Raw genomic sequence first — 23,877 nt, forward strand, 5'->3', positions numbered from 1 at the left:
AAGCGTTCTATTTTCGTCCGCGCGTTCCGGCTCAGAAGATGACTACCAAAATTTCCGGCCTGATAACAGCCAGATGCATTCTCCTTAGGTGCAAGTGGCGTTGTTATAACTTCTCAATCTCTTCTTCCAGCCTCTTCAGCTTCCCCTTGAAGCGCCTCACCTGGGAGTTGGCAATGGCGACGATTCTCTTGATGTACTCCTCGCTCACCCACAGCTCGCCGTTTTCGCCGAGCGGAACGTCCATTCTCTCGGTGGAGCGTATCTCAACGAGGAGTTTCTTGTGGCTCACGCTCTTTATGCTGGAATACTTGAAGCCCAGTCCGATGGCGAGGTTGAGTAATCTAACCGCATCATCCATGGTTCGCGCGCCAACGTGCAGAATCGGACTCCTCACGAGGAACCAGAGCTGGCCGGAGCGGTGCCTCCCGATGGCCTCAAGGACTTCCTCAACGGAAACCTCCCTGTGCCACTTGCCGAGCCAAACGGAATTGACCTTGTCTCCGAAGTGGGGCATCTCCATGACCGAAATCCTGCCGGAGCACGAGGAGGTGGTGAAGTAGTTCTCCAGCGCGTTTATTTTTTCGAGCAGCGAAACTATGTCTTCGTCCACTTTATTCTCGGCCAGCGCCTTCCGAAGGCTCTCCATGGCTTTAGCCTTCTGCTCGTCGAAGTTCTTCGTGTGGAGGAACATGATTTTGGGTTGTGGATGGAGTTTAAAGGCTTAACGTTCAAGGAGAATCAGCCTTAGAGAGGAGATCTTGGCTATCTCCACGAAATCAGAGTCATATGTTATTAACTCCTCTCCCCGGTTGATGCAGATGGCAGCTATGAGTAAATCCGCAAAGCCCCTTGGACTGCCCCTCTTGAGAAGTTTTTCCTGAAGCTCGTGGGCGAGAAGGTAATCGTCAAGATTTGGAAACAGGACATCCCCTTTGAAACGGGAATATCTCACAATTCTTGGAAACTCCACGAAGGTAACTCCAGTTATGCTCTCCTCTATTTCCTCTCCCTTCCTGAGACGTTCTATGGCAACGTTTGTGTCTATGACAGCCATTTAATCCGCTCCTTGTCCTTTTTCCTTACGTTCTCAACCTCTTTGGGAACTTCAATTTCGTCTTCGGTCTCTTCAATTCCGAGTAACTTCCTGAGCTCCTCTATGCTCAGTCTCTCAGGGGTGCTCTCCAGTAGTGCCCTCATAAAGGCCTCCTTGAACCTCTTCTCATCGACCCAGTCAGGAACGGAAAGAGTTATGATTTTGCCCATCTCAACACCTGTTAGGACTTTTGTTTTTGGAGGATTTTAACCTTTCTCCTTAGATTCTCTCAACGTGGCAGCATCAACCACCTTTCCATTTCCCCCCACGAACTCAACCAGCTGTTTATAAGTTGAATGGGCACTCAGAGTCGAGGAATCACCTATCAAAATCAGCTTCATCTTCGCCCTCGTCAGCGAGACGTTTAAGCGCCTCAAATCCTTCAGGAAGCCGAGCTCGTCCCTCCTGTTGGAGCGGACGAAGGAAAGAACTATAACTTCCTTTTCCCTGCCCTGGTAGCCGTCAACGGTTTTAACCTCGGCCTCCTCCGGCAGGAGCGAGCTTATTAAGTCGCGCTGGTCGTCGTAGGGGGTAATTACCCCAATCCACTCCGGCTTAACACCGAGCTCTAAAAGTTTCTCAACGGTCTCCTTAACGAGCCTCGCTTCCAGCGGATTCTCCCTGCTCTCGCTCCCATAGCGCTGCCTCTCGAAGCGGTCTTCCCTTCCAGAGGTGTCCACGAAGACCAAGACGTTATCCGGCCTCAGAACTTCGCCCCAGAAATCGCCGAGCGCGGGACCCTTAACGCCCAAATCGGCCAGCGTTATGTTTTTCACCCTCTCATCCGCCACAACCCTTCCGCCGTAGAACTCCCTGCTCGGGAACTCCATGAGCCTTTCGTTCATCCTGTACTGGACGGTGAGCATCTCGCTCTTCCAGGGATAGCGCTCAATCAGCCCCTCGAAGAGCGTCTTACTCAACTCCTTGGCCTTCTCGCTGAGTATCGTCGGGGGCAGCTGCTTATGGTCGCCGGCCAAGACGAAACGCCTCGCCCTGTTTATCGGTATCAAAACGCTTGGAATCGTCGCCTGCGTCGCTTCGTCTATTATCGCCACGTCGTAGGAGCCGTAGTCGACGACATCGAGGCCGGCAGAGGCGTTCGTTGTGAGAACAACGTCGGCATCGCGGATGATCTCCCTCGCGATTCTCTCCTCAAGTTTTTTAGCATCTTCAAAGGTCTTCTGCACCTGCTCGTTGATTTTGAGCCACTGGGCCATCTCCCTGATCAGCCTCGCCGGAACGCCCCTCGTTCCAATACCCTTCGAGGCCAGCCTGAGTATCTCCCTGTCGCTCAGCCCGCGCCGGTACTTCGGGGCTGGCTTCGTGAAGGTGTCGCGCTTCTCCTTCAGGTTCTCGCCTATAACGCGAAGCTCCCTCAGCTCGCCGTAGAGTTCATGCTGAGTTATGAGGTAAGCCAGAGTCGTCTCGTGAAGGCTCCTTGAGACCCTGCTCGGGTGGCCTATTCTCACGACCCTCAAACCCGAATCGACGAGCCTCTCCACGAGGTTGTCCACCGCGACGTTGCTTTCGGCCGTTGCCAGAACCTTGTTGCCCCTCTCCACTTCCTGCCTTATCAGCTCGGCCAGGGTTCTCGTCTTGCCCGTCCCGAACGGCCCGTGGATGAGGAAGAAGTCCGGGCTTCCGAGGGCTTTCGCTATTGCCCTCCTCTGGCTCGCGTTTAGGCTCCTGTCAAAGGGTGTGAACTCAAGGGGCTCACTCCCTTCCGGCTCCCCAAGGCTCAGGTAGAGCTCCAGCGCTTTCCTCCCGCTCTCGCGAAGGGCCTCAAGGTTCTCAAGCCAGCGCTTGAAGGTTATATCGTTGGCATAGAGGTCTATCCTAACGCCCTTCAGGGCCCACTCGGGAACGGTTTCAAGGGCGACCGTTATGAAGCGCTTCCCCTTCTCAACGACCGTTCCAACCAGGTCGCTCTTCAGCGGGTCCCGCCTGCTCACGACGACGAGGTCGCCAACGCTTATCTCCGTCTTTATCTCTCTATCGCGCCCGTATTTTACCAGGAAGTAGCCCAGCTCCTCCCCAACGACCTTTCCGTTGAGCCCAAGAACGGCCCTGCCTACCTTCTCCCTCTCTCTTCCGGAGAACCTTCTCATTTCTAAGCGCATCGCCTCTATCTCGGCCCTGCGCTCCATCTCGACGAGTTGCTTGAGATGGGAGACGAACTTTTCCAGCCTCTCGTTTTTCTCCATCTTTCCTCACGACTCTGGCTTTTGATAATGCCTTTTAAGTGTTGGGAAAGGTTTTTATCCTGTCGGACAAATGGAGACATAGGTGGACAAAATGGCGACAACCGTTAAGGTCTCCGCGAGGATACCGAAGGGGCTTGCCGAGAGGATGGACAGGCTAATTGATGAGGGAATTTACTCGAACAGGAGTGAGGTAATAAAAGAGGCCCTCAGGGATTTTCTGCTCAGGCGGGGGCCTGTTGGGGACTTGGAGATTGAGGGCTATCTCAGAGCCGTTGAGGAGGTTCTAAAGGAGGACTGGGAGAGCGAGGCTGACGAGTACTGGGATGATGTTGGAGGCGTCCCCTATGAAGCCAAGAGGTGAGCTTTCCCAGTGGGAGATAGTTCTCATTGAGTTTCCTTTCGTTGATTTGAGGAATCGAAAGCTTCGACCGGCTCTCGTTGTTTCAAACGATGAACTCAACAGGATTTCAAACGCCGTGGTAGTTCTGCAGATAACGTCCAATCTCGGGAGCGGCTTCGTCGAATACAACGTCGTGATAACCGATAGGGACGTTGTCCGTTATCCCGGGACGAAACCGATAAAACCGAGCGTGGTGAAGCCCTACGTGGTTTTCGCCCTTGACAAAAGACTCGTGAGAAAGCGTCTTGGAGTTCTGAATGAAAAGAAGGTTTTGGAAGTTAAAGAAGGCCTCAGGAAAACCTTTGGCCTTTAGGTCAGCCCATGCGAGTTTCCTCACCGCTCGGACGAAACTTCCCTCATCATCCCAGAAGGAGTAGGGAAGAGGGGTTAAAAAGCTAAGCCCTCTCGGAGGAAACCACTGAGACTATGTCCCTGTGGAAGGATTTCAAAGCCTTCCAGTGCCGCTCGTCAATCTCATCGCTCCATGAGACCCGCTTGTAGAACCTTTCCAGATCGTCGAGTAGGTACTTCAAGTATTCCCTGCGTTCACCTTCCACACCGATGCCGTTGCTCAAGAGCTTGCCCCTCAGAAACGGCATGACCTCCGACGGCCGGCCGAGGGCCGCCCAGAAGAGACCTTCCTTCAGTATTTCACCCAGCAGCTCCTCAAAACCAAATCTCTTTCCCTCAGATTTTGCCCTATGGATGGGTTTGGTACTCCCCCCTCATAGCGGAATCACCGAAAATAGGAGAACTTTGAGAGTATTTTAGTCTTTCGAGCCATTTTTTGTCAGTTTGTCAAAATTGAAAAGAAAAACGGCCAAAGTTTGGATGATCGTCAAACAATGAAATCCAATGAGAGATTATCGTCAAGCGAGGATTAGGACGAGGACCACTATGGCAATGGGAGCCACGTGGGCCAGGGCCTTTGCGAGGTTCATGGACACCACCGCTGGGGAGGAGTGTCTTGAGTTTAAAAGCTTTACGTTTGTAAAATTCAAATGAATACAGTTGGAAGTTCGGAGTTTTGCCCTGGGAACCGATAACGGTTCGGTTGAAGAAGTGGGAAACCCTTAAAAACCCATGTCAGGTTCATGTTAAAAAGGACGTGGAGGTCCGAAGATAATGGGAAAATTTGAACATAAACTTGTTAATGCACTCAAAGGATACACCTTTGACGACGTTCTTCTGATACCGCAGGCGACCGAAGTCGAGCCCAAGGACGTCGATGTCTCGACCCGGATAACCCCCAACGTGAAGCTCAAGATACCGATCCTCAGCGCAGCGATGGACACCGTTACAGAGTGGGAGATGGCAGTTGCGATGGCCAGGGAAGGCGGCTTGGGAGTCATCCACAGAAATATGAGCATCGAGGAGCAGGCCGAGATGGTGAGGAAAGTCAAGCGCGCCGAGCGCTTCATAGTCGAGGACGTCATCACCATAGGCCCCGATGAAACCCTCGACTACGCGCTCTTCCTCATGGAGAGAAACGACATCGACGGCCTTCCGGTCGTTGGTGAGGACGGCAGGATAGTCGGCATCGTTACCAAGAAGGACATAGCGGCGAAGGAGGGCAGCCTCGTCAGGGAGGTCATGACCGGCGAAGTCATAACCGTCGGCGAGGACGTCTCGGTCGAGGAGGCCCTCGATACGATGGTGGCCAACCGGATAGCCAGGCTTCCGGTCGTCGATGAAAACGGCCGCCTCGTGGGAATAATCACAATGAGCGACCTCATGATGAGGAAGAAGTACAGGAACGCCGTTCGGGACGAGAACGGAGACCTGATAGTTGCGGCCGCCGTTGGTCCCTTCGACATCGAGCGCGCCAAAGCCCTTGACCGGGCAGGTGTTGATGTAATCGTCGTTGACACGGCTCATGCCCACAACCTCAAGGCGATAAAGGCTATGAAGGAGATAAGGAAGGCAGTGGATGCCGACCTGATAGTCGGAAACATAGCAAACCCAAAGGCCGTTGACGACCTCACCTTTGCCGATGCGGTCAAGGTCGGAATCGGTCCGGGAAGCATATGCACAACCCGCGTAGTTGCCGGTGTCGGCGTCCCGCAGGTTACGGCAATAGCCCTTGTGGCCGACAGGGCCCAGGAGTACGGGCTTCATGTCATAGCCGATGGCGGAATCCGCTACTCCGGCGACATAGTCAAGGCGATAGCAGCTGGTGCAGATGCGGTCATGCTCGGCTCCCTATTAGCCGGAACGAAGGAGGCACCGGGCAAGGAGGTCGTCATCAACGGCAGGAGGTACAAGCAGTACCGCGGAATGGGTTCGCTCGGTGCGATGATGAAGGGTGGGGCTGAGAGGTACTACCAGAAGGGCCACATGAAGACCAGGAAGTTCGTCCCGGAGGGAGTTGAGGGGGTCGTGCCCTACAAAGGACCGGTCAGCGAGGTTCTCTACCAGCTCGTCGGAGGCCTCCGCTCTGGAATGGGCTACGTGGGGGCTTCAAGCATAGCCGAACTCAAAGAGAAGGGCGAGTTCGTGATCATAACGCAGGCCGGCGTCAAGGAGAGCCACCCGCACGACATCTTCATCACCAACGAAGCTCCCAACTATCCGGTTGGGAAGTGATTCCTTCCCTTTTTTGAAAACCTTATAAGGCGTTTCTCCCAGTCCAGCCTGGGGAGAGCTATGGCCAGCGTTGGAATCATCGGGAGCGGTGCCGCGGGATTAACTGCCGCGATAGCCCTGGCAAGGCGCGGCTTCGACGTGACGGTCATCGGTAGGGGGATACGGGAAAGCAACTCCTACCTCGCTCAGGCTGGAATAGCCTTTCCCATCCTCGACGGCGATTCTCTCAAGGCTCACGTTCTAGACACCATCAGGGCAGGCAAGTATCTCAACGATGAGGAGACCGTGTGGAGCGTAATCTCAAAGGCGAGCGGGGCCTACGACTTTTTGACCTCAATCGGCGTCGAGTTCGAGACCAACGAGACCGAAGGCGGTCACTCCTTCCACCGCGTTTTCACGATAAGGAACGAGACCGGAAAGCATATGATGAAGGTTCTCCACATGGCCGCTAAAGAGGCAGGAGTGCACTTCGTTAGGGGCTTTGCTGAAGAGCTCGCCGTGAGCGAGAGGAAAGCCTACGGCGTCTTTCTCGAAGGAGAGCTCATGAAGTTCGACGCGACTGTAATAGCAGCGGGTGGCTTTGCGGGGCTCTTCAAGTACACAGCAGGCTCCCCTCTAACTACCGGCCTTCTCATCGGGGACGCGGTTATGAAAGGCGCCCCCGCGAGGGACCTTGAGTTTATACAGTTCCACCCGACCGGCTACCTGGGGAAATCTGGGGTGAAGCTCATCAGCGAGGCCGTCCGCGGTGCAGGGGCTAAGCTGGTGACGGAAGACGGCGAACGCTTCGTCAACGAGCTCTCCACGAGGGACATCGTCTCGCGGGCGATATACAGGCAGATGCTCGCTGGAAAGGGGGTCTACCTCGACGCCAACTCGATAGAGGACTTCAAGAGGCGCTTCCCCCAGATATATGCCTTCCTGATGAAGGACGGCATCGATCCGACTAGGGACTTAATCCCGGTCTCCCCAATAGCCCACTACACCATCGGCGGGATAGCGGTCGACCTCTGGTACAGGACGGCAATCGAGAACCTCTACGCTGTGGGCGAGGCGATGAGCAAAGGCTTCCACGGGGCGAACAGGCTGGCGAGCAACTCGCTCCTTGAGTGCATCGTGAGCGGACTTGAGGTGGCCAGGACAATCGCGAGGGATAAGCCGAGGCGGGGGGACATGAAGGAGCCGGCATATCACGGCTACGAGGCCGGGGACGTTGACTCGCTGAGGGAACTTCTCTGGAATCACGCCGGAATCGTCAGGAGCGCGAAGACCCTTAAGGAGGGCTTCAGAAAGCTTGAGGAAATTGAGGCAGACCCGAGGCTCAAACTCCTCGCCAGGGGAGTCCTTGAGTGCGCACTCGCGAGGGAAGAAAGCCGGGGCGCTCACTACCGCGAGGACTTTCCCTTCATGAGGAAGGTCTTCGAGAGGCCGAGCTTCTTCGACGGAAGGTGCAGGCTTTAGACCGAGCGGTTTAAATACGTTTCAGGACAACACCCAACGCTGAGGATATGGGTTCCTAGAGAGATGGCAAAGAAGGCGAGAAAGGCGATAGAATGGATGTTAGCGCTCAGCTAGGCCCCTCAATCCTGAACACCTCGACCCTTTCATTCCCCATCACTGAACTCAGGGATAGAACCACGTAGTTCTCCCGGACAACTATTGTGTCTGGCCTCAGAATAAGTGGTCTACAGGCGACGGCTCCGCCGGGTGTGTATACGCATAGCCCGCTCTTCTCCTCCTGCTCCATCGACACACCAAAGTACGCCCATGCCAGCAGTGAACCCTCCCCCCGACCACCACGTTCCGGATTAGATCACCGCATCCCAGGGTTCTTGAAGCGGGCGTTTTAACCGCCCTCAGGTATTTGCCCCTTTTGTTGAACACGTAGACCACACCCTTGTAGTCAACGGCGTAAACGTTTCCGTCCGCCAGCAGGGACACCCCAGCGGGCGCGTAACCACAGAGATGGCCCCAGAGGGCACGGTCTTCGATGGAAGCGTTCCAAAGAAGGCGTCCCCTTCCATCCAGTGCGTAGAGTTTTCCACTCCATATCGCCGTGCCGGACCTCTCGACGCCCCCCGTGCTCACCAAAACGGTGTTATTCGCTACCGTCACATCCCGAATTCCCACGTCAAACGTGTGCTCGGCCACAGGCTCTCCCGAGGTGTTAATAAAGACAACCCTGCCGTGGTAGAAAGGTTCCATGGACGCTACACCTATCACAAAACCCTCCTCAGTGCGCAGTATGAACGGTTTTCCCTCCCCGTCCTCGAAGAGAAAAGCCCCGCAGGTTCCGCCGCATACGTGGATCGTTATGTTGCCCGGAACGCGAACTCCGGAGTGTATTATGGGGGGATTTCTCTTTATGAAGAACGTTAAGTTCCCGAGTCTGAATCCGAGGGAGGTGTTTTCAATGGGAGATTCAAGGCGGTGGGGTTCTATAGTGTCAAGTTTCGTGTAGTAGAGGCTTCCACTCTTCCTAAAAGCCAGCACACCGGAGAACAGCCCGGCATCCTCGACGTCTTCGGCCGAATACACCTGCTCCCAGTTTCCAAGTCTGAGGATTTCGAGGCGGCCCGAGCTGGACAGGAGCACGAGCCTGTTGCTATCGGCCCCCAAAAGATCGTCCTGACCATCCCAAACCTTGGTGATGTTAAGGTCGCCTGTGAAACCGCCGGAATTTTCATCCGAATCTCTCCAGAGATGCAAAAGCAAGCCCGCCATGAAAAAGGAAATGAAGAGCATGACAGACCCTATTTTTACTGAGTTCCTCAATTTTTTCACCCCTCAGGGCATACGGTACGCGAAGTTCTGGGATGCAGAGGCATCCGGAGCAAAGCATCCTCCGCAGTGTCTATTGCCCCAGACAGCCCCAAAGCAGGAACTACCACCATCGTCACCTCCCTTGCAACATCCCCCTATTAAGTGATCATTCCACACAAATATGTAATATGTTCCTTGAGTGGGGCTCGAGGGATATCTTGGTAAAGGCTGTCTTGGGCCACTTATCCAGCAGGTCTCATCATTACACTCATACTGGAATATCAAGTTGCTTGTTTGCCACTTTCCAGTATTTTGATTTTTTGCCTGACCTCCATAAAAGAATTTGATTTGAATTGACCCACTGTACTTGAAGTAACTTCCGAGATGCATGGCTGCTAGCTCTACTGCCCGTGTCCAATAGATGCTCTTTATCTCGTTTTTATCATTTGTTGAAGGGAATGTGTATGTACAGTACTCTCCCCAGAATGTGGATATCCTTGGTTCCTTGGATAAATAAAGGCCTATCCATACTGCTCTAGGGTAGACATTAAATTCCGCAGTGCCATAATTGTCTCCGGGCTGATTTAGAGAGGGCTTTCCAAATTCTCAACTGTTTTTTGGTCTGCTAGTGAAACGTAGCCACATGCCGGAAACTCCCAACTTAATATAAACGAAGTATTTCCCAACAACATAAATTGTAATAACACTAATAATATCATTTTTCTTCTTAATCTTTCACATCCAACTATTTTATATCAGATAACGTAATACAGCTTAAAAATATTTCCCCAAGTTCCAAGACAACTTCCAATGGTTGGGATATTTCAAAAGCCATCGAGACGGTCTACGAAAACGGGGTCGTAAAACCCCTGAAACCCCTTTCACTGCCATCAAAGCGGCTGATAGTGTACATAGAGGAGAAGAGGTTCTCGGAGCTTATAGACGAACTTGAGCTTGAGGCCAGGGAGGACGTTGACCGGAGCGTTGCCGCCGTCAGGGGTAGGAACTATGAAGGTAGTTCTTGACACGAGTGTCATAGCGAAGGTCCTCCTAAGGTCAAGACGGAGCCTTCCCAAAGAAGTTCTCGAGCGCGAAAGCAAGATCCACGAAAAGCCAAGCTTGGGGTCCACCTCTGCGATGACCACGAGGTTCTTCTCCCAAAGGCCTGCTTCGTAGAAGTGGTCAGCGTCCTGAGACGTAACGGCCACAGAGACGTTATCCCGGAAGTTGTTGAATCCCTGTCCCTCTCCCACACAATAATTCCCTAGGAGTCCCTTTTTTGAAACGGCCGTCGAGGTGGCTTCCGAAACTGGAGCCGCGGGCTTCGACTGCTATTTTATAGCCCCCACGATGATGGGAGGTTCCGATAACCGACGATGAGAAAATGGCCTGCACACGGGAAAGATAGGCATTAAGGCGCTTCTTCTCAGGGAGACTAAAAAAGATGAACTCCAGTCGTTCTCACAGGAGGAGCCTAACCAAAGGTGGCCAACAACCTTTTAATTCTCCGGCTGTACCCTAATCAGGCGAGGTGAGACCATGAAAATTGAAGAACTCGTGCGGGAGATTGAACGTCTCAAGGAAGAGCGCAACGCTATAATAATGGCCCACAACTACCAGCTGCCTGAAATCCAGGACATAGCCGACTTCCTCGGGGACAGCCTCGAGCTCGCGAGGAAGGCAGTGGACGTTGATGCCGACGTCATAGTCTTCGCGGGAGTGGACTTCATGGCAGAAACTGCCAAGATCCTCAATCCCGAGAAGAGGGTCCTGCTTCCAAGCAAAAGGGCCACCTGCGCGATGGCCAACATGCTGAAGGTCGAGCACATCCTCAGGGCCAAGGAGCAGTACCCGGACGCCCCGGTGGTTCTCTACGTGAACACCACCGCCGAGACCAAGGCCTACGCTGACGTGACGGTGACCTCAGCCAACGCGGTCAAAATAGTCGAAAAGCTCGATTCCGACGTCATCATCTTCGGGCCGGATAAGAATTTAGCGAGCTACGTGGCCAAACAGACCGGCAAGAAGGTCATCCCCGTCCCCGAGTACGGCCACTGCTACGTTCACAGGAAGTTCACCGTTCAAGATGTGGAGCGCGCCAAGAGGCTCTACCCCAACGCCAAGCTGATGGTTCACCCGGAATGCGAACCGGAGGTACAGGAAAGGGCCGACATAATAGTCTCCACCGGGGGAATGATAAGGCGCGCCCCCGAGCACGACGAGTGGGTCGTCTTCACGGAGCATGAGATGGTTTACAGGCTTGGGAAGCTCTACCCGGACATTAAGTTCCATCCGGCTAAGGAGGATGCGGTCTGCATAGGAATGAAGGCCATAACGCTCAACCACATATACGAGGCCCTCAGGGACATGAAGTACGAGGTCGAAGTGCCTGAGGAGATAGCGGAGAAGGCCAGGAAGGCTATCGAGAGGATGCTGGAGATGAGTTAAGTTTAGGGGGAAAGATTTTGTGATTTTTGTTAAGTATGGAGGGAAACTTTATGATCTCTCTTTCCTATCTGATCAGGTTCCTTGAGGAGGACGCTCCCTTCGGCGACGTCACGAGCGAGGCGGTGGTTCCGGAGGGAATCAATGCTAGGGCCGTAATTATCGCAAAGCAGGAAGGGGTTATAGCGGGCGTTGAGGAGGCCAAAGCCCTCTTCGAGCACTTCGGGGTTGAGGTTAAGGTCAGGAAGAGGGACGGTGAGAAGGTCAAGAAGGGCGAGGTGATACTTGAGCTGACCGGTGATGCGCGCGCGATACTCCTCGTCGAGAGAACCGCTTTGAACGTAATGGGCAGGATGAGCGGCATTGCCACCGAGGTCAGAAGACTGGTGGATAGGGTTAAGGCCGTAAACCCGAAGGTCCGCGTTGCTGGAACGAGGAAGACCCTCCTCAAGCCACTGGACAAGAGGGCGATACTCATCGGCGGCGGCGAGCCCCACCGATTCTCGCTGAGCGACGCGATGCTCATAAAGGACAACCATCTCGCTCTGGTCCCGCTGGAAGAGGCCATACAGCGCGCCAAGGCCTTCAGCGTCTACAAGGTCGTCGAGGTCGAGGTCGAGACCATTGAGGATGCCCTCAAAGCGGCAAAGGCCGGTGCCGATGTAGTGATGCTCGACAACATGAGCCCGGCTGAAATAGCCGAGACGATAGCGGCTCTAAAGCGCGAGGGCCTCCGCGATAGGGTGAAGATCGAGGTCTCCGGCGGAATAACTCCCGAAAACATCGAGGAGTACGCCAGGCTCGACATTGATATCATAAGCCTCGGCTACCTCACGCACTCCGTCAAGAACTTCGACGTCAGCCTTGAGATAATTGGAAAGGCCTGAACGAGGGCTTTTCTGTTCTGCCTTATTTTTCCTGAAGTTTCTTGGGGGCTGGTGTGGCTTTTCCGCGGCAAGGTTTATATTCAAGTTTTTTCTTGAATAATATTGCAAGTCATAACTTGAAATGGTGGTGCCCATGGGAAAGCTCCACGTTATAGAGGCTAAGGGAACTGAAAGGCTCAAGCGCGGTTTTGCCAAGATGGTTAAGGGCGGTGTCATCATGGACGTCACCAACGCCGAACAGGCCAGAATAGCCGAGGAAGCCGGCGCGGTTTCTGTCATGGCGCTCCACATGGTTCCCGCGGACATAAGAAAGGCCGGCGGCGTTGCCAGGATGGCCCCCGTTGAGAAGATCCAGGAGATAATGGACGCGGTGACGATCCCGGTCATGGCAAAGGTAAGGATCGGCCACGTGGCCGAGGCAAAAATCCTTGAGGCCATTGGCGTCGACATGATAGATGAAAGCGAGGTTCTGACGCCCGCCGATCCATATTTCCACATAGACAAGAGAGAATTCAGCGTCCCCTTCGTCTGCGGCGCCAGGAACCTCGGCGAGGCCGTCAGGAGGATATGGGAAGGCTCCGCCATGATTAGGACCAAGGGTGAGGCCGGAACCGGCAACATCGTCGAGGCAGTAAGACACGTCCGCCTCGTCGCAGACAACATAAGGCTCATCCAGCGCATGACGGACGAACGGGTATACATCATAGCCGAGAGATTCGCCGAGCCCTACCTGAGGCTGGCCGCAAGTATAAAGGACATCAGCGGGATTCCCAAGCAGATACTCGAAAATGAGCCGGTTTACGGCCACTATACCTACGGCGAGATAGTTGAGGGGCTCTACAGGATTCTCCTGGAGATAAAGAAGCTCGGCCGCCTTCCGGTTGTCAACTTCGCGGCTGGAGGGGTCGCCACCCCGGCCGACGCGGCACTCATGATGGGGATGGGAATGGACGGCGTCTTCGTCGGCTCGGGAATCTTCAAGAGCTCCAACCCAGAGAAGATGGCGAGGGCCATAGTTGAGGCCGTCAACCACTGGGATGAACCCGATGTCCTGGCCGAGATAAGCAGGGAAATCGGCGAGCCGATGCGCGGCAGGGACATTGAAGAGCTGGAGGTTCGCCTTGAGGAGAGGGGTGTCTGATTTCTTTTCTTTTGCCTTTTCAATGGGGTGGTGGGAATGGTCAAGGTGGGTGTTATCGGCCTTCAGGGCGACGTGGGCGAGCACATCGAAGCTGCAAGGAATGCCCTGAAAAACCTCGGCGTCACCGGAGAGGTGGTCTGGCTAAGGAAACCGGGGCAACTGGAAGGGGTTTCCGCGGTCATAATCCCCGGCGGCGAGAGCACGACGATATCGAAGCTCATGGTGAAGAACGGCCTTTTTGAATCCATTAAAAAGCTCGGCGGGGAAGGTCTGCCCATAATGGGCACCTGTGCCGGTCTAATAATGCTCTCGAAGGAGGTAATCGGTGCAACTCCGGAGCAGAGGTTCCTCGGGCTTCTCGACGTCAGGGTTAACAGAAACGCCTACGGCAGGCAGGTGGACAGCTTCGAGGCACCGATAAAGCTGGCCTTCAGCGATGAGCCCTTCCCCGGTGTCTTTATCCGCGCCCCGAGGATAGTTGAGCTCCTGAACGATAAGGTCAGGCCGATAGCGTGGCTTGGAGACAGGGTCGTTGGAGTCGAGGCCGGCAACGTAATCGGGCTGGAGTTCCATCCGGAGCTAACGGAGGACACAAGGGTTCACGAGTACTTCCTGGAGAAGGCCCTGTAAAGGGGAATCAGCGCCAGGAGCAGGAAAATTGCAGGGCCGCATATTCCGAAGCTTTCGTTTTTCGCTCCCTTTTCATTGGATGCCTCACCGCAAACAACATCCGAAGCGAAGCTGGACCCTTTCTGGAATTCTTGGAGCTGGAAAACCTTGAGCCCTTCCCCGTTGTTTGGATAGTAGAACAGGCGAAGGTCTTTCCTTTCCACGGGCGAGCCGTTGACATGGTAATCATAGGGGTAGTATAATATGACTCCTTCTCCCACGATTGCTGAGGCAAAGCCTTTAATGTCTCCCTCAACCCTCAATGATGAAACAACCTTATCAACGACGTTTATCGGAACGAGAACAACGGCACTACCGTTGGAGGCGTAGCCGTCTCCATAAACGTAGAAGCTCCCCATCGGAACGCTGTGCTCTATTGCGTAGTAAACCGGCGTCTTCTCCGGAAAACCCGAAAAGTTCGCCGGCTCCACGCTATCTCCTATCCAGAACTTCTTGGCTTCCACTCTGCTTCCATTCTGGAACTCAATTGAAAAGGCTTTTTTTCTGTAATACACAACAACGCGCGAGACTTCCCCCTGCGGAACGGCAACGGAGGTTCCGCCTATTAACCAGCACTTCCCATCCCGGACGCGGTAGGCCTCGACCCCGCGCGTGCTGTTTTCTGGAACGTAGAACTCCCTGAGGAATATCCACGAGCCGTTGTCAGGGATAATGTAGGCTCCGTCGTTCACAGCACTTACATTATCGCAGAAAAGGCAGGTGCGATAGAATGGGACAAGGGTTCCATTTGAGAAGTAGTAGAAATCGGCACCCAGCTCGCCGTTCTCATCTGCCCAGCGGTAGATGACAAACGCATCGCCTTTTCCTGGAACCACAACGAGCTGGGAGGCTACATAGCTGTTGCTGTTAACAATCAGCATTTCTATTATAACCAAAAACATTAAGAAACAGAGGGATTTTTTTGTTACCATTCATGACACAGCTCCCGAACCGTATCTATCACCTTAAGGTCGATACTAAAATAATATGCTTTATGTTTGAGGATATTTGGATAATGTCGGCCTACTATGGCATAGTCGCATGCCCGTAATATACAGCAATGTCCACTTCCACATCCACAGTTTTCTTTCTTGTTTGCCTCTAATACAGACCTATCTGCCTCAAACTCTATATACGAGGGGTGATATGTCTCTGAAAAATGGTCCACCCATCTGTATATGTCTTGTAATGCCTCTATTGAGCAATATGGGCACTGATAATAGTGGGGTTGGAAAAAGACATAATCAAAAAACTTTGCAACTGAATAAATATATGACTCGTATTGTCTAAGTTGTTCGCTATTTCTATTAGCCAATGTTGGTACCCACACAAAAATAAGGTCTTTGGAATATTCCCTTTTGTTTTCTAAAATCCTCCCCCATATTGATCTAATTTCATCTGTAGTTATATAACTTCCTTTATATGCCTGTGTAGGTGTTTCAAGGTCCCAGTAGAATCCCTTCATATAAGAGTTCCCCTCGTGCGAAGCACCGTCTATCCAGCCATATAGATAAGATAAGCCTCTCCAATGGTTGCGGGGATTCGTTATTCCCGTGGGAGTTTTGAACTTGTAATACGGTACAGGGACCAGATAGTCCATTCCGTTCATCAATTCATTCAGATATGAAACTAGCTCTCTGGCATCATTGTACCCGGAATTATATGAGTGGTCACTCATGGGTATCCCACTACCTTCGCCCCAGAGGTAGTTGCCCGTGAACTGTGTACTATCTGCTACTATAGCATAGTCGAAGCCTTTCTGTTTTATATTATTTATGGTTAATTGCTTGCCATCGTACATCATTCTGGAGAGGTACTCTCTAATTTTTTCGTTCCATTCTATCCACCACATAGCAAAGTTAGTCACAGTAATCACCGGAGAAACTTTTCTACTTAACCTTATAAATTTTTTCCTAGTAATCTGAAATATTTTAACAAATTTTCATCAATTTTTGTCAGAAAGTTTTTATTTTTGCTGTCTATTTGTTTATAGGTGGTATAATGAAGGAGCCCAAGACGGTCGTGTGTCCCTACTGCGGCTTTGGCTGCAGGCTTCTCGTTGATCCCAGGACGATGAGGGTTAAACCCCACCGAGGCGAGCCCAACAGGGGCAAGCTCTGCCCCAAGGGGCTTCACGCAACGGAATTCGTTCTTTCAGGGGACAGGCTCAAACGCCCCTTGAAGCGTGAGGGCTCTAAGATGAGGCCGATAAGCTGGGGAAGGGCAATTGAGGAGATAGCGGGCAAGCTCCTCGAAATCCACGAGCTGTACGGTGCTGACGCTGTAGCGTTCATGGCATCGTCCAAGGTCAGCAACGAGGAAAACTACCTTCTCCAGAAGATAGCGAGGCTCTTCGGCACCAACAACATAGACAACTGTGCCCGTCTCTGCCACGAGGCGAGTGTTCACGCCCTCAAGATGACCGTTGGGGCTGGGGCACAGACCAACCCCTACGAGGACCTTGAGGGGTTCGGGGCAATACTCATCTGGGGCTACAATCCGGCGGAGACCCACCCGGTTGTCATGGACTACATTCTGAGGGCCAAGAGGAATGGGGCCAAAATAATCGTCGTTGATGTCAGGGAAACCAGGACGATGGCCTTCGCGGACTATAGGCTCATCATCCGTCCGGGGACCGACATAGCCCTCGCGAATGCCATGATGAACGTCATAATCCGGGAGGAGCTCTACGATGAGGAGTTCATAAAGACCAGAACCGCCGGCTTTTCCGAGGTGAGGATGGCGGTAATGAAGTACACGCCGGAGTACGCGGAGAAGGTAACGGGAATTCCGGCCGAAACTATCAGAGAAGTTGTGAGAACCTTTGCCTTGGCCGGAAGCGGCGCGATAATGTGGGGCATGGGACTCACCCAGCACGTTTCAGGCGTTGAGAACGTCATGGCCGTTATAGACATAGCACTCCTCCTGGGCTACATCGGGGAAAAGGGCGGCCTCTACCCGATGCGCGGTCAGAACAACGTCCAGGGAGCGGCATACATGGGCGCACTGAGTGAGTTCCTGCCGGGCTACGTCCCCCTGACCGACGAGAGGTTCAGGAAGCGGGTGGCGAAGATATGGGGCGTGGAGGACCTCCCGACGGAGCGCGGGCTCTACCTCACGGAGCTCTGGGAGGCGATAGAGAGCAACGATATTAAAGCGCTCTACATAGTCGGGGAAAACCCTGCCGTCAGCGAGGCAGACTTTGAGAGGGTTCGGGAAGCCCTGCGGAAGCTCGATCTCCTCGTCGTTCAGGACATCTTCATGACGAGAACCGCGCGCTACGCCCACTACGTCTTGCCGGCTTCGGCCTTCTGTGAGAAATCTGGCAGCTACATGAACAGCGAAAGAAGGGTTCAGTGGAGCCATAAGATCTGCGAGCCGATGGGTGATTCCAAGCCCGACTGGGAGATACTTACCATGCTCGGCAGGGCCCTCGGTTTGCCCGGGTTCAACTATTCGAGCGTTGAGGAGATAACGGCAGAGTACTTCCGCCTCTTCCCCTCGCTGGAGGAGAGGAGCGTTGAGGAGCTGAAGGCGGGCGATGGGGTATTCCTTCCGAAGAAGAGGCTCCACACCTGGGAGTTCTCGACGCCAGACGGAAAGGCCAGGTTCATCGCTGTGGAGCAGGTGCAGCCCTGGGAGAGGCCGGACTATGAGTATCCCTTCATACTTACCACAATCAGGCTGATAAGCCACTACAACACCGGTGAAATGACCCTCAGGAGCCCCTCGCTCGTCAGGCTGATGGGGGAGCCCAGGGTCCTGATAAACAGGAGCGACGCGGAGAGGCTTGGAATCAGCGACGGGGACTGGGTCGAGATCGAGACGAGGCGCGGGAAGATTAGAATGAGGGTCAAGCTCGGTCGGATTCCCTCCGGAGTGATTGCGGTTCCCTTCCACTTCAAGGCGAACAAAATAACGAGTCCTGCCCTGAACAAAGCAGGAACGCCGGAGCTCAAGTTCTCCGCGGCGAGGTTAAGGAAGCTCGAAAGACACTAATGTTTAAAAGTTTCTTCTTCAATCTTTAACCATGTCCAAGGTGATAGTTGCCGTATACCGGGGAGACATCATAATTCCTCTCGAAAAGCTCAACATCCCTCAGGGCTCGAAGCTCCTGATAAGGATAGAGAAGATTGAAGAGAGAGATGCCCTAAAGGAGCTGGGGTACCTAAAGCTCCTCAGGGAGGGAGAGGATGCCGAGGAGCTCTTTGAAATTTAACCAGGGCGATATAGTTCTCTTGGAGCTCCCTTTCACGGACTACTTGGGAAGCAAACTCCGGCCGGTTTTAGTGCTGACCTCCTCCCCGCCCTAAAGGACGAGGGTTCCAACGAGTTAACCCCTCGCCAACGGGCGGTTCGGTTTGCGGGCCCATCACCTACTCCCGTCGCCGGTTTCGGTTCAGCCCGCAGGCCCGGTCTTGGGCCCGTTACCCCTACCGGCAAACCCGGATTGGGGTTATGGCTTAGAGGCCACCATTTGGAGTTTTTAACACCTAAAGGTGGCTTTTGAAAGGACGCCTAACGGCGTCAACCCTCCAGCGGCTGGAGGGTAACGTGAAACCCCTCGTCTCATCGGGTTGTTTTACGGTGGCCTCTTCGAGGCCCTTATTAAATGGTGTAGTATTTAAGGGTTTCGACTGTTTAATGGCGGTTGTGTTGATTACTGCATCCCCGCCGTGAACGGCGAGGCTTTCAAACGAAAAAAGTTGAAAAAGAGGAGCTTTATCGACTGCTCCTCTGTTTTTACCGTGGAGAGATCTCTTGTAATCAAGACGATAGCCAGAGTACGGCCGGAGAAGTTTGAAGAGGTCAAGCTGGTGTTGAAGAGGACCTTTGACATGGACTAAAACCTAAACGCCCACTCCGGATACTCGCCGGTGAGACACGCCAGGCAGAGGTCCCTCCTCCCGACGGCCTTTTTCAGACCCTCAATGCTGAGGTAAGCTAAGCTGTCGGCCCCTATGGATTCCCTCACCTTCTCAACGCTCCCAAAGGCCGCTATGAGTTCGTGTCTCGTCGGAATGTCCACCCCCATGTAGCACGGGTACCTTATCGGCGGGGACGCAATCCTGACATGAACCTCCCTCGCGCCAGCCTTCCTGAGCATTGCCACGATGCGCTTCATTGTAGTCCCTCTAACGATTGAGTCGTCAACGAGAACGACGCTCTTGCCCTCTATTACCTCCCTCACCGGCGAGAGCTTGAGCCTGACCTTCAGCTCGCGATAGAACTGCCCGGGGGTTATGAACGTCCTCCCTATGTAGCGGTTCTTTATGAGTCCCTCCGAGTAGGGAATCCCGCTGACCCTGGAGAAGCCGAGCGCCGCTGCCCTTCCCGAATCCGGCACGGCTATGACGACGTCTCCATCGGCCGGGCTCTCCTTTGCCAGCTCCTCTCCCATCCTGACCCTCGCGGTATAGACGTTCACGCCGTCTATCGTGCTGTCCGGACGGGCGAAGTAGATGTATTCAAAGACGCAGCCGCGGCGCTCCTCCGTTGCCACGACCCTGCTTTCGATTTCATCCTCCGAGAGGAGAAAGACCTCCCCAGGCTGAACGTCCCTCACCTCGTCCACGAAGAGCCTCAGCGCGGAATCCTCCGAGGCAAAATAGTGGCCGTCTCCAGTCCCGTAGCTGAGCGGCCTGAAGCCGACCGGATCCCTGGCCACGAGTATCTTCCCGTCGAAGAGAAGGGCCACGGAGTATGCCCCTTTGACCTCCTCAAAGACAGCCTTCATGGCCTCGAACTCGTCTCCGGTCTCGCGGAGGTGCCAGAGGAAGGAGATTCCCAGCAGCTCGGAATCAACGGAGTGCCTGAACTTGACCCCTAACCGTTCGTAGTGCCTCCTGAGGGGGAGGAAATTCGTGAGTGTTCCGTTGTGGGCGATGGCTATTCTCCTTCCACAGCAACCGGTTTCCAGCGGCTGAGTCTCGGTGAGGGAACCCGAGGTCGAGTACCTGACGTGGGCTATTGCCATCCTGGATTTCAGCTTCGCCATCTCACCGTTCTTGAAGACCTCCGAAACGAGCCCCCTGCCGGCTACCGTTCTTATCCTGTGTTTCCAGACGCTTATTCCCGCGCTCTCCTGGCCGCGGTGCTGAAGGGCTATGAGTGCGTAGTAGGCCTTTCTGGGCGCGTTCTCTGTAACCGCTGCAAATATCCCGCACTTCTCCCTCATAAGGAACCCCGCCAATTTTTGACTTAAATATGTTAATAAATATGAGTTTCGACGCCGTATTTTAGCCCTTTTGTGTTTAAAAGCTTTGCCCATTGATTGACATTTAAATGCTAAAACAAGCCTTAAATATGGAAAGATTTTACACAAAAATGGTGAAGTCCATGCAGGTTTATGAAGGCAAGGCCAAGAAGGTCATCCCGCTCGACGATGGAAAGGTCATCATGGAGTTCAAGGACGATGCCACGGCCTTCGACGGCAAAAAGAAGGGCCAATTTAGGGGCAAGAGCTGGCTCAATGCCCAGATAAGCGCGGTTCTCTTCAAAGTCCTTGAGGAAAGGGGCGTTAAGACGCACTTCATAGGGGTCGCCGGCGACAACAGGCTCATCGTTGAGCGCTTGAAGATGTACCCCATCGAGGTCGTGGTTAGAAACGTCGTCGCTGGAAGTCTGAAGAAGCGCCTTCCCCTTGAGGAGGGAACCGAATTAAAAGAGCCGATAGTCGAGCTCTACTACAAGGACGACAGCCGCGGCGATCCCATGATAAACCATCACCATGCCAGAGTTCTTGGGATAAGCGAGGGTGAGATAAGGGAGATGGAGCGCATAGCCCTCAAGGTGAACGAAATCCTTAGAGAGTACTTTGCCGAGCGCGGGGTAATTCTGGTTGACTTCAAGCTGGAGTTTGGAAAGAACGAGAGGGGTGAGATAATCCTCGGCGACGAGATAAGCCCGGACACCTGCCGCTTCTGGGACGCCGAGACAAAGAAGAGCCTCGACAAGGACGTCTTCAGGTTTGATAAAGGCGACCTCGTTAAAGCTTACGAGGAGCTCTACGAGCGCTTAGCTGGCACTTCCTGAGCCTCCTCTATCATCGCCATTATTTTTCTGTGCAGGACCTTAATCAGCTCCCGCCTGTCCTCCATCAGAACCACGTCGCTCGAGCCTATCGCCTCAAGGTTGAAGGCGAAGGGACTCGGAACGCTGTGCTCCCTGAACTCCACCTTTATTCTACCCTCCCTCACCCGGCTCAGGAAGAGCTCCGCGCTCTCAACGTCCATCTTGTCCTCCATGATCTCGCGGTAAACCTCGCTCAGGAGCGGGAAGTCAGGATGGTTCTCCTTCAGAACTTTGAGGAGGGAAACCGCCATCACCTGCTGCCTGCCGAGTCTCTTGCTCCTGCCCACGTAGCGCCTGAGGATTAGAAGCCCGCGGTTGGCCACGTGCCTAAAGCGCCTCTTCAGCAGCTCGGTGTTGTCCAAAGCCAGCTTTAACGTCTCCCTTAGGTTCTCGACCTCGAAAAGCTCCCTCACCTCTTCCTCTCTCAGTTCGACCTCCGGCGGAAGGAGCAGGGCGAAGCCGTTGTCGTTTATCGCTATCCCGACGTTGCATTTCTTCTTCCTGCTTATCAAGTAGGCGAAGGCCCTGCTGAGCGCATCGTTCGCGCGTCTGCCTATTAGCGTGTGGAAGAAGTAGCGGTTCCGCTTTCCGGGTACGAACTCAACCAACACCGTCTCATCGTCCGGGATTACCGAATACCTCTCCTGCTCGCGGAAATAGGCTATGATGGCCCTCGCGGCCTTCTCATCTACCCCGTACTTCCTCACGAGCCTCTTGACCGCATTCCTCCGGTGAAGAAGTCCCTTAATTTCCCGTCTAAACCTCTGGATGTCAAGGGCCAGGTCGAAGCTGAGCGGGAGCATCTCGGAGAACCACGCCGGGATGGTGGGCTTCGCCCCCTCGCGGGGAATAACGTAGAGCTTGTTTCCCCTGCTCTTGACGAACTCGTAGGTCCTTCCGGCCAAGACGAAGATGTCGCCGGGCATTAAGCGCTCTGCAAACTCTTCCTCAACTGTGCCAATTAGCTTCTTGTCCATGGTGTGAACCCTGATCTTGGCTTCGTCCGGAATCGTGCCAACGTTCATGTAGTAAATCGCCCTCGTCATCTTTCCGCGCCGTCCAAAGCGCCCGTCCTCGAGCCATATCTTAGCATAAACTTTCCTCTCCTCCAAACCCGCGTATTCGCCTGCCAAGTACCTCAAAACGCTCATGAAGTCCTCGAAGGGCAAATCCCTGAAGGGATAAGCCCGCCTCACGAGGTTGTAGGCCTCTTCAACCTCCCAAACTCTGTTGAGGGCCATTCCGAGCAGGTGCTGGACGAGGACATCGAGCGGGTTCCTTGGGATTCTAACGCGGTCTAAGCGTCTGTTCCTCGCGTTGTGCGCCAGAACCGTAACCTCGACCAGGTCGTCCCTGTCGAGGGCCAAAATCACGCCCTTGCTAACTTCGTGGAGCCTGTGGCCGGCTCTCCCAATCCTCTGCAAAGCGCGGTTCACGCTCTTCGGCGAGCCAATTAGAACGACTAAGTCAATCGTTCCGATGTCTATGCCAAGCTCCAGGCTGGTTGAGCTAATTACCGCCCTAAGCTCGCCCCTCTTGAGCTTCTCCTCCACATCAAGGCGAACCTCCCTCGACAGCGAGGAGTGATGGGCCTCTATCAGGCCCTCAAACTCCGGGAAGCGCTTCTTGAGGTTGAAGGCGACCCTCTCAGCACCGCTCCTCGTGTTGGTGAAGATGAGGGTCGTCCTGTGCTCCCTGATCAGCTCGGCCAGGCGGTTATAGAGGGCCTCGCTTAGCGCGCTGGCTGGAGTGTAAATCAGGTCCTCGACAACGCTCTCGACCTTTATCTCGGTCTGCTTGGCGAAGCTGACGTCAACTATGAGCCCGGGCCTCGGCTCCCCGTTTTCGAGGCCAAAGACGAACTTCGCTATCTCTTCAAGGGGGTGAATCGTCGCGCTCAGGCCTATCCTCACAAAGCGCTCCTCGGCCATCTCCTGGAGCCTCTCAACGCTGAGCATGAGGTGAGAACCGCGCTTGTTCTCAGCTAAGGCGTGAACTTCGTCTATGATCAGGTACCTAATCGTCTTCAGCCTCTCACGGAACTTCGGGGCGTTTAAAGCAATTGCGAGGCTCTCGGGGGTGGTTATGAGTATGTGCGGTGGCTTCTTCACCATCTTGCTCTTCTCGTAGCTTGAGGTGTCGCTCGTCCTTATTCCAACGCGGATTTCCGGCAGTTCAAAGCCGAGTTCTTTTGCAGCTTCCTTTATCTCGACCAGCGGACCCTCAAGGTTCCGCTTTATGTCGTTGTTCAAAGCTCTCAGCGGGGAGACGTAGAGGACGTAGATTTTATCCTCGAGCTTTCCCTCCTTTCCGAGGAGAATTAGCTCGTTTATGGCCGAGAGAAAAGCTGAGAGTGTTTTTCCCGAGCCGGTCGGCGATGAAATCAGAACGTTCTCTCCCCTGTGAATCTCCATGACTGCGTAGCGCTGCGGTGGGGTAAAGGTTCCAAACTTCCGCTTAAACCACACCCTAACCGGCTCGCTCAGAATTGAGAATATCTCCTCGTCAGAGTACTCCCTCTCGGCCCACCTTATTCCGCTCATCGGGGCATCGTTTCTTTTTCGGTTTTTAAACTATTCGGTTGGCTTGGGAAACTTTTTAAGTGGGCTTAACGA

General features: G+C 53.9%; 22 protein-coding genes. 12 read left to right on the forward strand and 10 right to left on the reverse strand.

Going from position 1 to position 23,877, the window contains the following annotated elements:
- Window positions 1-103 precede the first annotated feature (103 nt).
- The 4 genes from taw3 to FH039_RS01995 are packed head-to-tail and all read right to left on the reverse strand — an operon-like array spanning window position 104 to window position 3,297.
- Window positions 104-691 (reverse strand): tRNA(Phe) 7-((3-amino-3-carboxypropyl)-4-demethylwyosine(37)-N(4))-methyltransferase Taw3, encoded by a 588-nt coding sequence (taw3, locus tag FH039_RS01980; RefSeq protein WP_139680015.1) that lies wholly within the window; start codon window positions 689-691, stop codon window positions 104-106.
- Between the two features lie 30 nt (window positions 692-721).
- Window positions 722-1,054, reverse strand: a complete 333-nt coding sequence (locus tag FH039_RS01985) for a PIN domain-containing protein (RefSeq protein WP_139680016.1) — start codon at window positions 1,052-1,054, stop codon at window positions 722-724.
- A complete protein-coding gene (locus tag FH039_RS01990) occupies window positions 1,042-1,263 on the reverse strand; it encodes a hypothetical protein (protein WP_139680017.1) in 222 nt (73 codons plus the stop codon). Before FH039_RS01990 ends, FH039_RS01985 begins: the two co-directional genes overlap by 13 nt.
- Window positions 1,264-1,299: 36 nt before the next feature.
- The gene (locus tag FH039_RS01995; RefSeq protein WP_139680018.1) at window positions 1,300-3,297 is read right to left on the reverse strand and encodes an IGHMBP2 family helicase; all 1,998 of its coding nucleotides are present in this window, start codon (window positions 3,295-3,297) and stop codon (window positions 1,300-1,302) included.
- Window positions 3,298-3,388: 91 nt separating this feature from the next.
- On the opposite strand from FH039_RS01995, the gene FH039_RS02000 reads away from it, so the two are divergent.
- Together FH039_RS02000 and FH039_RS02005 are read left to right on the forward strand one after the other, a co-directional pair.
- Complete coding sequence (locus tag FH039_RS02000; protein WP_139681559.1) at window positions 3,389-3,658, forward strand: ribbon-helix-helix domain-containing protein; 270 nt, start codon at window positions 3,389-3,391, stop codon at window positions 3,656-3,658.
- Window positions 3,642-4,010: a type II toxin-antitoxin system PemK/MazF family toxin gene (locus tag FH039_RS02005; protein ID WP_139680019.1), complete on the forward strand. Its 369-nt coding sequence runs from the start codon at window positions 3,642-3,644 to the stop codon at window positions 4,008-4,010. The genes FH039_RS02000 and FH039_RS02005 overlap by 17 nt, the downstream gene beginning before the upstream one ends.
- An 82-nt stretch (window positions 4,011-4,092) precedes the next feature.
- On the opposite strand, the gene FH039_RS02010 is transcribed toward FH039_RS02005, so the two are convergent.
- Window positions 4,093-4,296, reverse strand: coding sequence for a hypothetical protein (locus FH039_RS02010; protein ID WP_240703250.1), 204 nt, complete (start codon window positions 4,294-4,296; stop codon window positions 4,093-4,095).
- 526 nt (window positions 4,297-4,822) lie between these two features.
- On the opposite strand from FH039_RS02010, the gene guaB reads away from it, so the two are divergent.
- Both guaB and FH039_RS02020 read left to right on the forward strand, forming a co-directional pair.
- The gene (gene guaB / locus FH039_RS02015; protein WP_139680021.1) at window positions 4,823-6,283 is read left to right on the forward strand and encodes an IMP dehydrogenase; all 1,461 of its coding nucleotides are present in this window, start codon (window positions 4,823-4,825) and stop codon (window positions 6,281-6,283) included.
- A 60-nt stretch (window positions 6,284-6,343) separates the two neighbouring features.
- Window positions 6,344-7,744: an L-aspartate oxidase gene (locus FH039_RS02020; protein ID WP_139680022.1), complete on the forward strand. Its 1,401-nt coding sequence runs from the start codon at window positions 6,344-6,346 to the stop codon at window positions 7,742-7,744.
- A gap of 210 nt (window positions 7,745-7,954) precedes the next feature.
- On the opposite strand, the gene FH039_RS02030 is transcribed toward FH039_RS02020, so the two are convergent.
- Window positions 7,955-9,058, reverse strand: a complete 1,104-nt coding sequence (locus tag FH039_RS02030; RefSeq protein ID WP_139680024.1) for a PQQ-binding-like beta-propeller repeat protein — start codon at window positions 9,056-9,058, stop codon at window positions 7,955-7,957.
- An 821-nt stretch (window positions 9,059-9,879) separates the two neighbouring features.
- On the opposite strand from FH039_RS02030, the gene FH039_RS12465 reads away from it, so the two are divergent.
- From FH039_RS12465 to pdxT, 5 genes are all read left to right on the forward strand, one after another.
- Complete coding sequence (locus FH039_RS12465) at window positions 9,880-10,071, forward strand: antitoxin AF2212-like protein (RefSeq protein WP_276607313.1); 192 nt, start codon at window positions 9,880-9,882, stop codon at window positions 10,069-10,071.
- A 514-nt stretch (window positions 10,072-10,585) separates the two neighbouring features.
- A complete protein-coding gene (nadA, locus tag FH039_RS02040; protein ID WP_139680026.1) occupies window positions 10,586-11,494 on the forward strand; it encodes a quinolinate synthase NadA in 909 nt (302 codons plus the stop codon).
- 50 nt (window positions 11,495-11,544) lie between these two features.
- Window positions 11,545-12,378, forward strand: a complete 834-nt coding sequence (gene nadC, locus FH039_RS02045; protein WP_139680027.1) for a carboxylating nicotinate-nucleotide diphosphorylase — start codon at window positions 11,545-11,547, stop codon at window positions 12,376-12,378.
- A gap of 133 nt (window positions 12,379-12,511) precedes the next feature.
- The gene (gene pdxS / locus FH039_RS02050) at window positions 12,512-13,519 is read left to right on the forward strand and encodes a pyridoxal 5'-phosphate synthase lyase subunit PdxS (protein WP_139681560.1); all 1,008 of its coding nucleotides are present in this window, start codon (window positions 12,512-12,514) and stop codon (window positions 13,517-13,519) included.
- Between the two features lie 36 nt (window positions 13,520-13,555).
- Window positions 13,556-14,149: a pyridoxal 5'-phosphate synthase glutaminase subunit PdxT gene (gene pdxT, locus FH039_RS02055; protein ID WP_139681561.1), complete on the forward strand. Its 594-nt coding sequence runs from the start codon at window positions 13,556-13,558 to the stop codon at window positions 14,147-14,149.
- On the opposite strand, the gene FH039_RS02060 is transcribed toward pdxT, so the two are convergent.
- Both FH039_RS02060 and FH039_RS02065 read right to left on the reverse strand, forming a co-directional pair.
- Entirely contained in the window at window positions 14,119-15,069 is a 951-nt protein-coding gene (locus FH039_RS02060) for a CGP-CTERM sorting domain-containing protein (RefSeq protein WP_168188358.1), read from the reverse strand. The two genes, pdxT and FH039_RS02060, sit on opposite strands and share 31 nt — an antisense overlap.
- A gap of 44 nt (window positions 15,070-15,113) precedes the next feature.
- Window positions 15,114-16,064: a hypothetical protein gene (locus FH039_RS02065; RefSeq protein WP_139680029.1), complete on the reverse strand. Its 951-nt coding sequence runs from the start codon at window positions 16,062-16,064 to the stop codon at window positions 15,114-15,116.
- 125 nt (window positions 16,065-16,189) lie between these two features.
- Here FH039_RS02065 and fdhF point away from each other — a divergent pair, with 125 nt between their 5' ends.
- On the forward strand, window positions 16,190-18,187 hold the full coding sequence (gene fdhF, locus FH039_RS02070) for a formate dehydrogenase subunit alpha (protein ID WP_139680030.1): 1,998 nt from the start codon (window positions 16,190-16,192) through the stop codon (window positions 18,185-18,187).
- 31 nt (window positions 18,188-18,218) lie between these two features.
- Window positions 18,219-18,407 carry an antitoxin family protein gene (locus FH039_RS02075; protein ID WP_139680031.1) on the forward strand — a complete coding sequence of 63 codons (189 nt, stop codon included), beginning with the start codon at window positions 18,219-18,221 and terminating at the stop codon, window positions 18,405-18,407.
- Window positions 18,408-19,031: 624 nt separating this feature from the next.
- Here the strand turns inward: FH039_RS02075 and purF are convergent.
- Window positions 19,032-20,366: an amidophosphoribosyltransferase gene (purF, locus tag FH039_RS02085; protein WP_139680032.1), complete on the reverse strand. Its 1,335-nt coding sequence runs from the start codon at window positions 20,364-20,366 to the stop codon at window positions 19,032-19,034.
- A 161-nt stretch (window positions 20,367-20,527) separates the two neighbouring features.
- Between purF and purC the strand changes: the two genes are divergently transcribed.
- The gene (purC, locus tag FH039_RS02090; RefSeq protein WP_139681562.1) at window positions 20,528-21,223 is read left to right on the forward strand and encodes a phosphoribosylaminoimidazolesuccinocarboxamide synthase; all 696 of its coding nucleotides are present in this window, start codon (window positions 20,528-20,530) and stop codon (window positions 21,221-21,223) included.
- Here purC and FH039_RS02095 read toward each other — a convergent pair.
- Entirely contained in the window at window positions 21,196-23,805 is a 2,610-nt protein-coding gene (locus tag FH039_RS02095; RefSeq protein ID WP_139680033.1) for an ATP-dependent helicase, read from the reverse strand. The genes purC and FH039_RS02095 overlap by 28 nt on opposite strands.
- Between the last annotated feature and the right edge of the window lie 72 nt (window positions 23,806-23,877).

This window comes from Thermococcus indicus, assembly GCF_006274605.1.
Taxonomy (GTDB): Archaea; Methanobacteriota_B; Thermococci; order Thermococcales; family Thermococcaceae; genus Thermococcus; species Thermococcus indicus.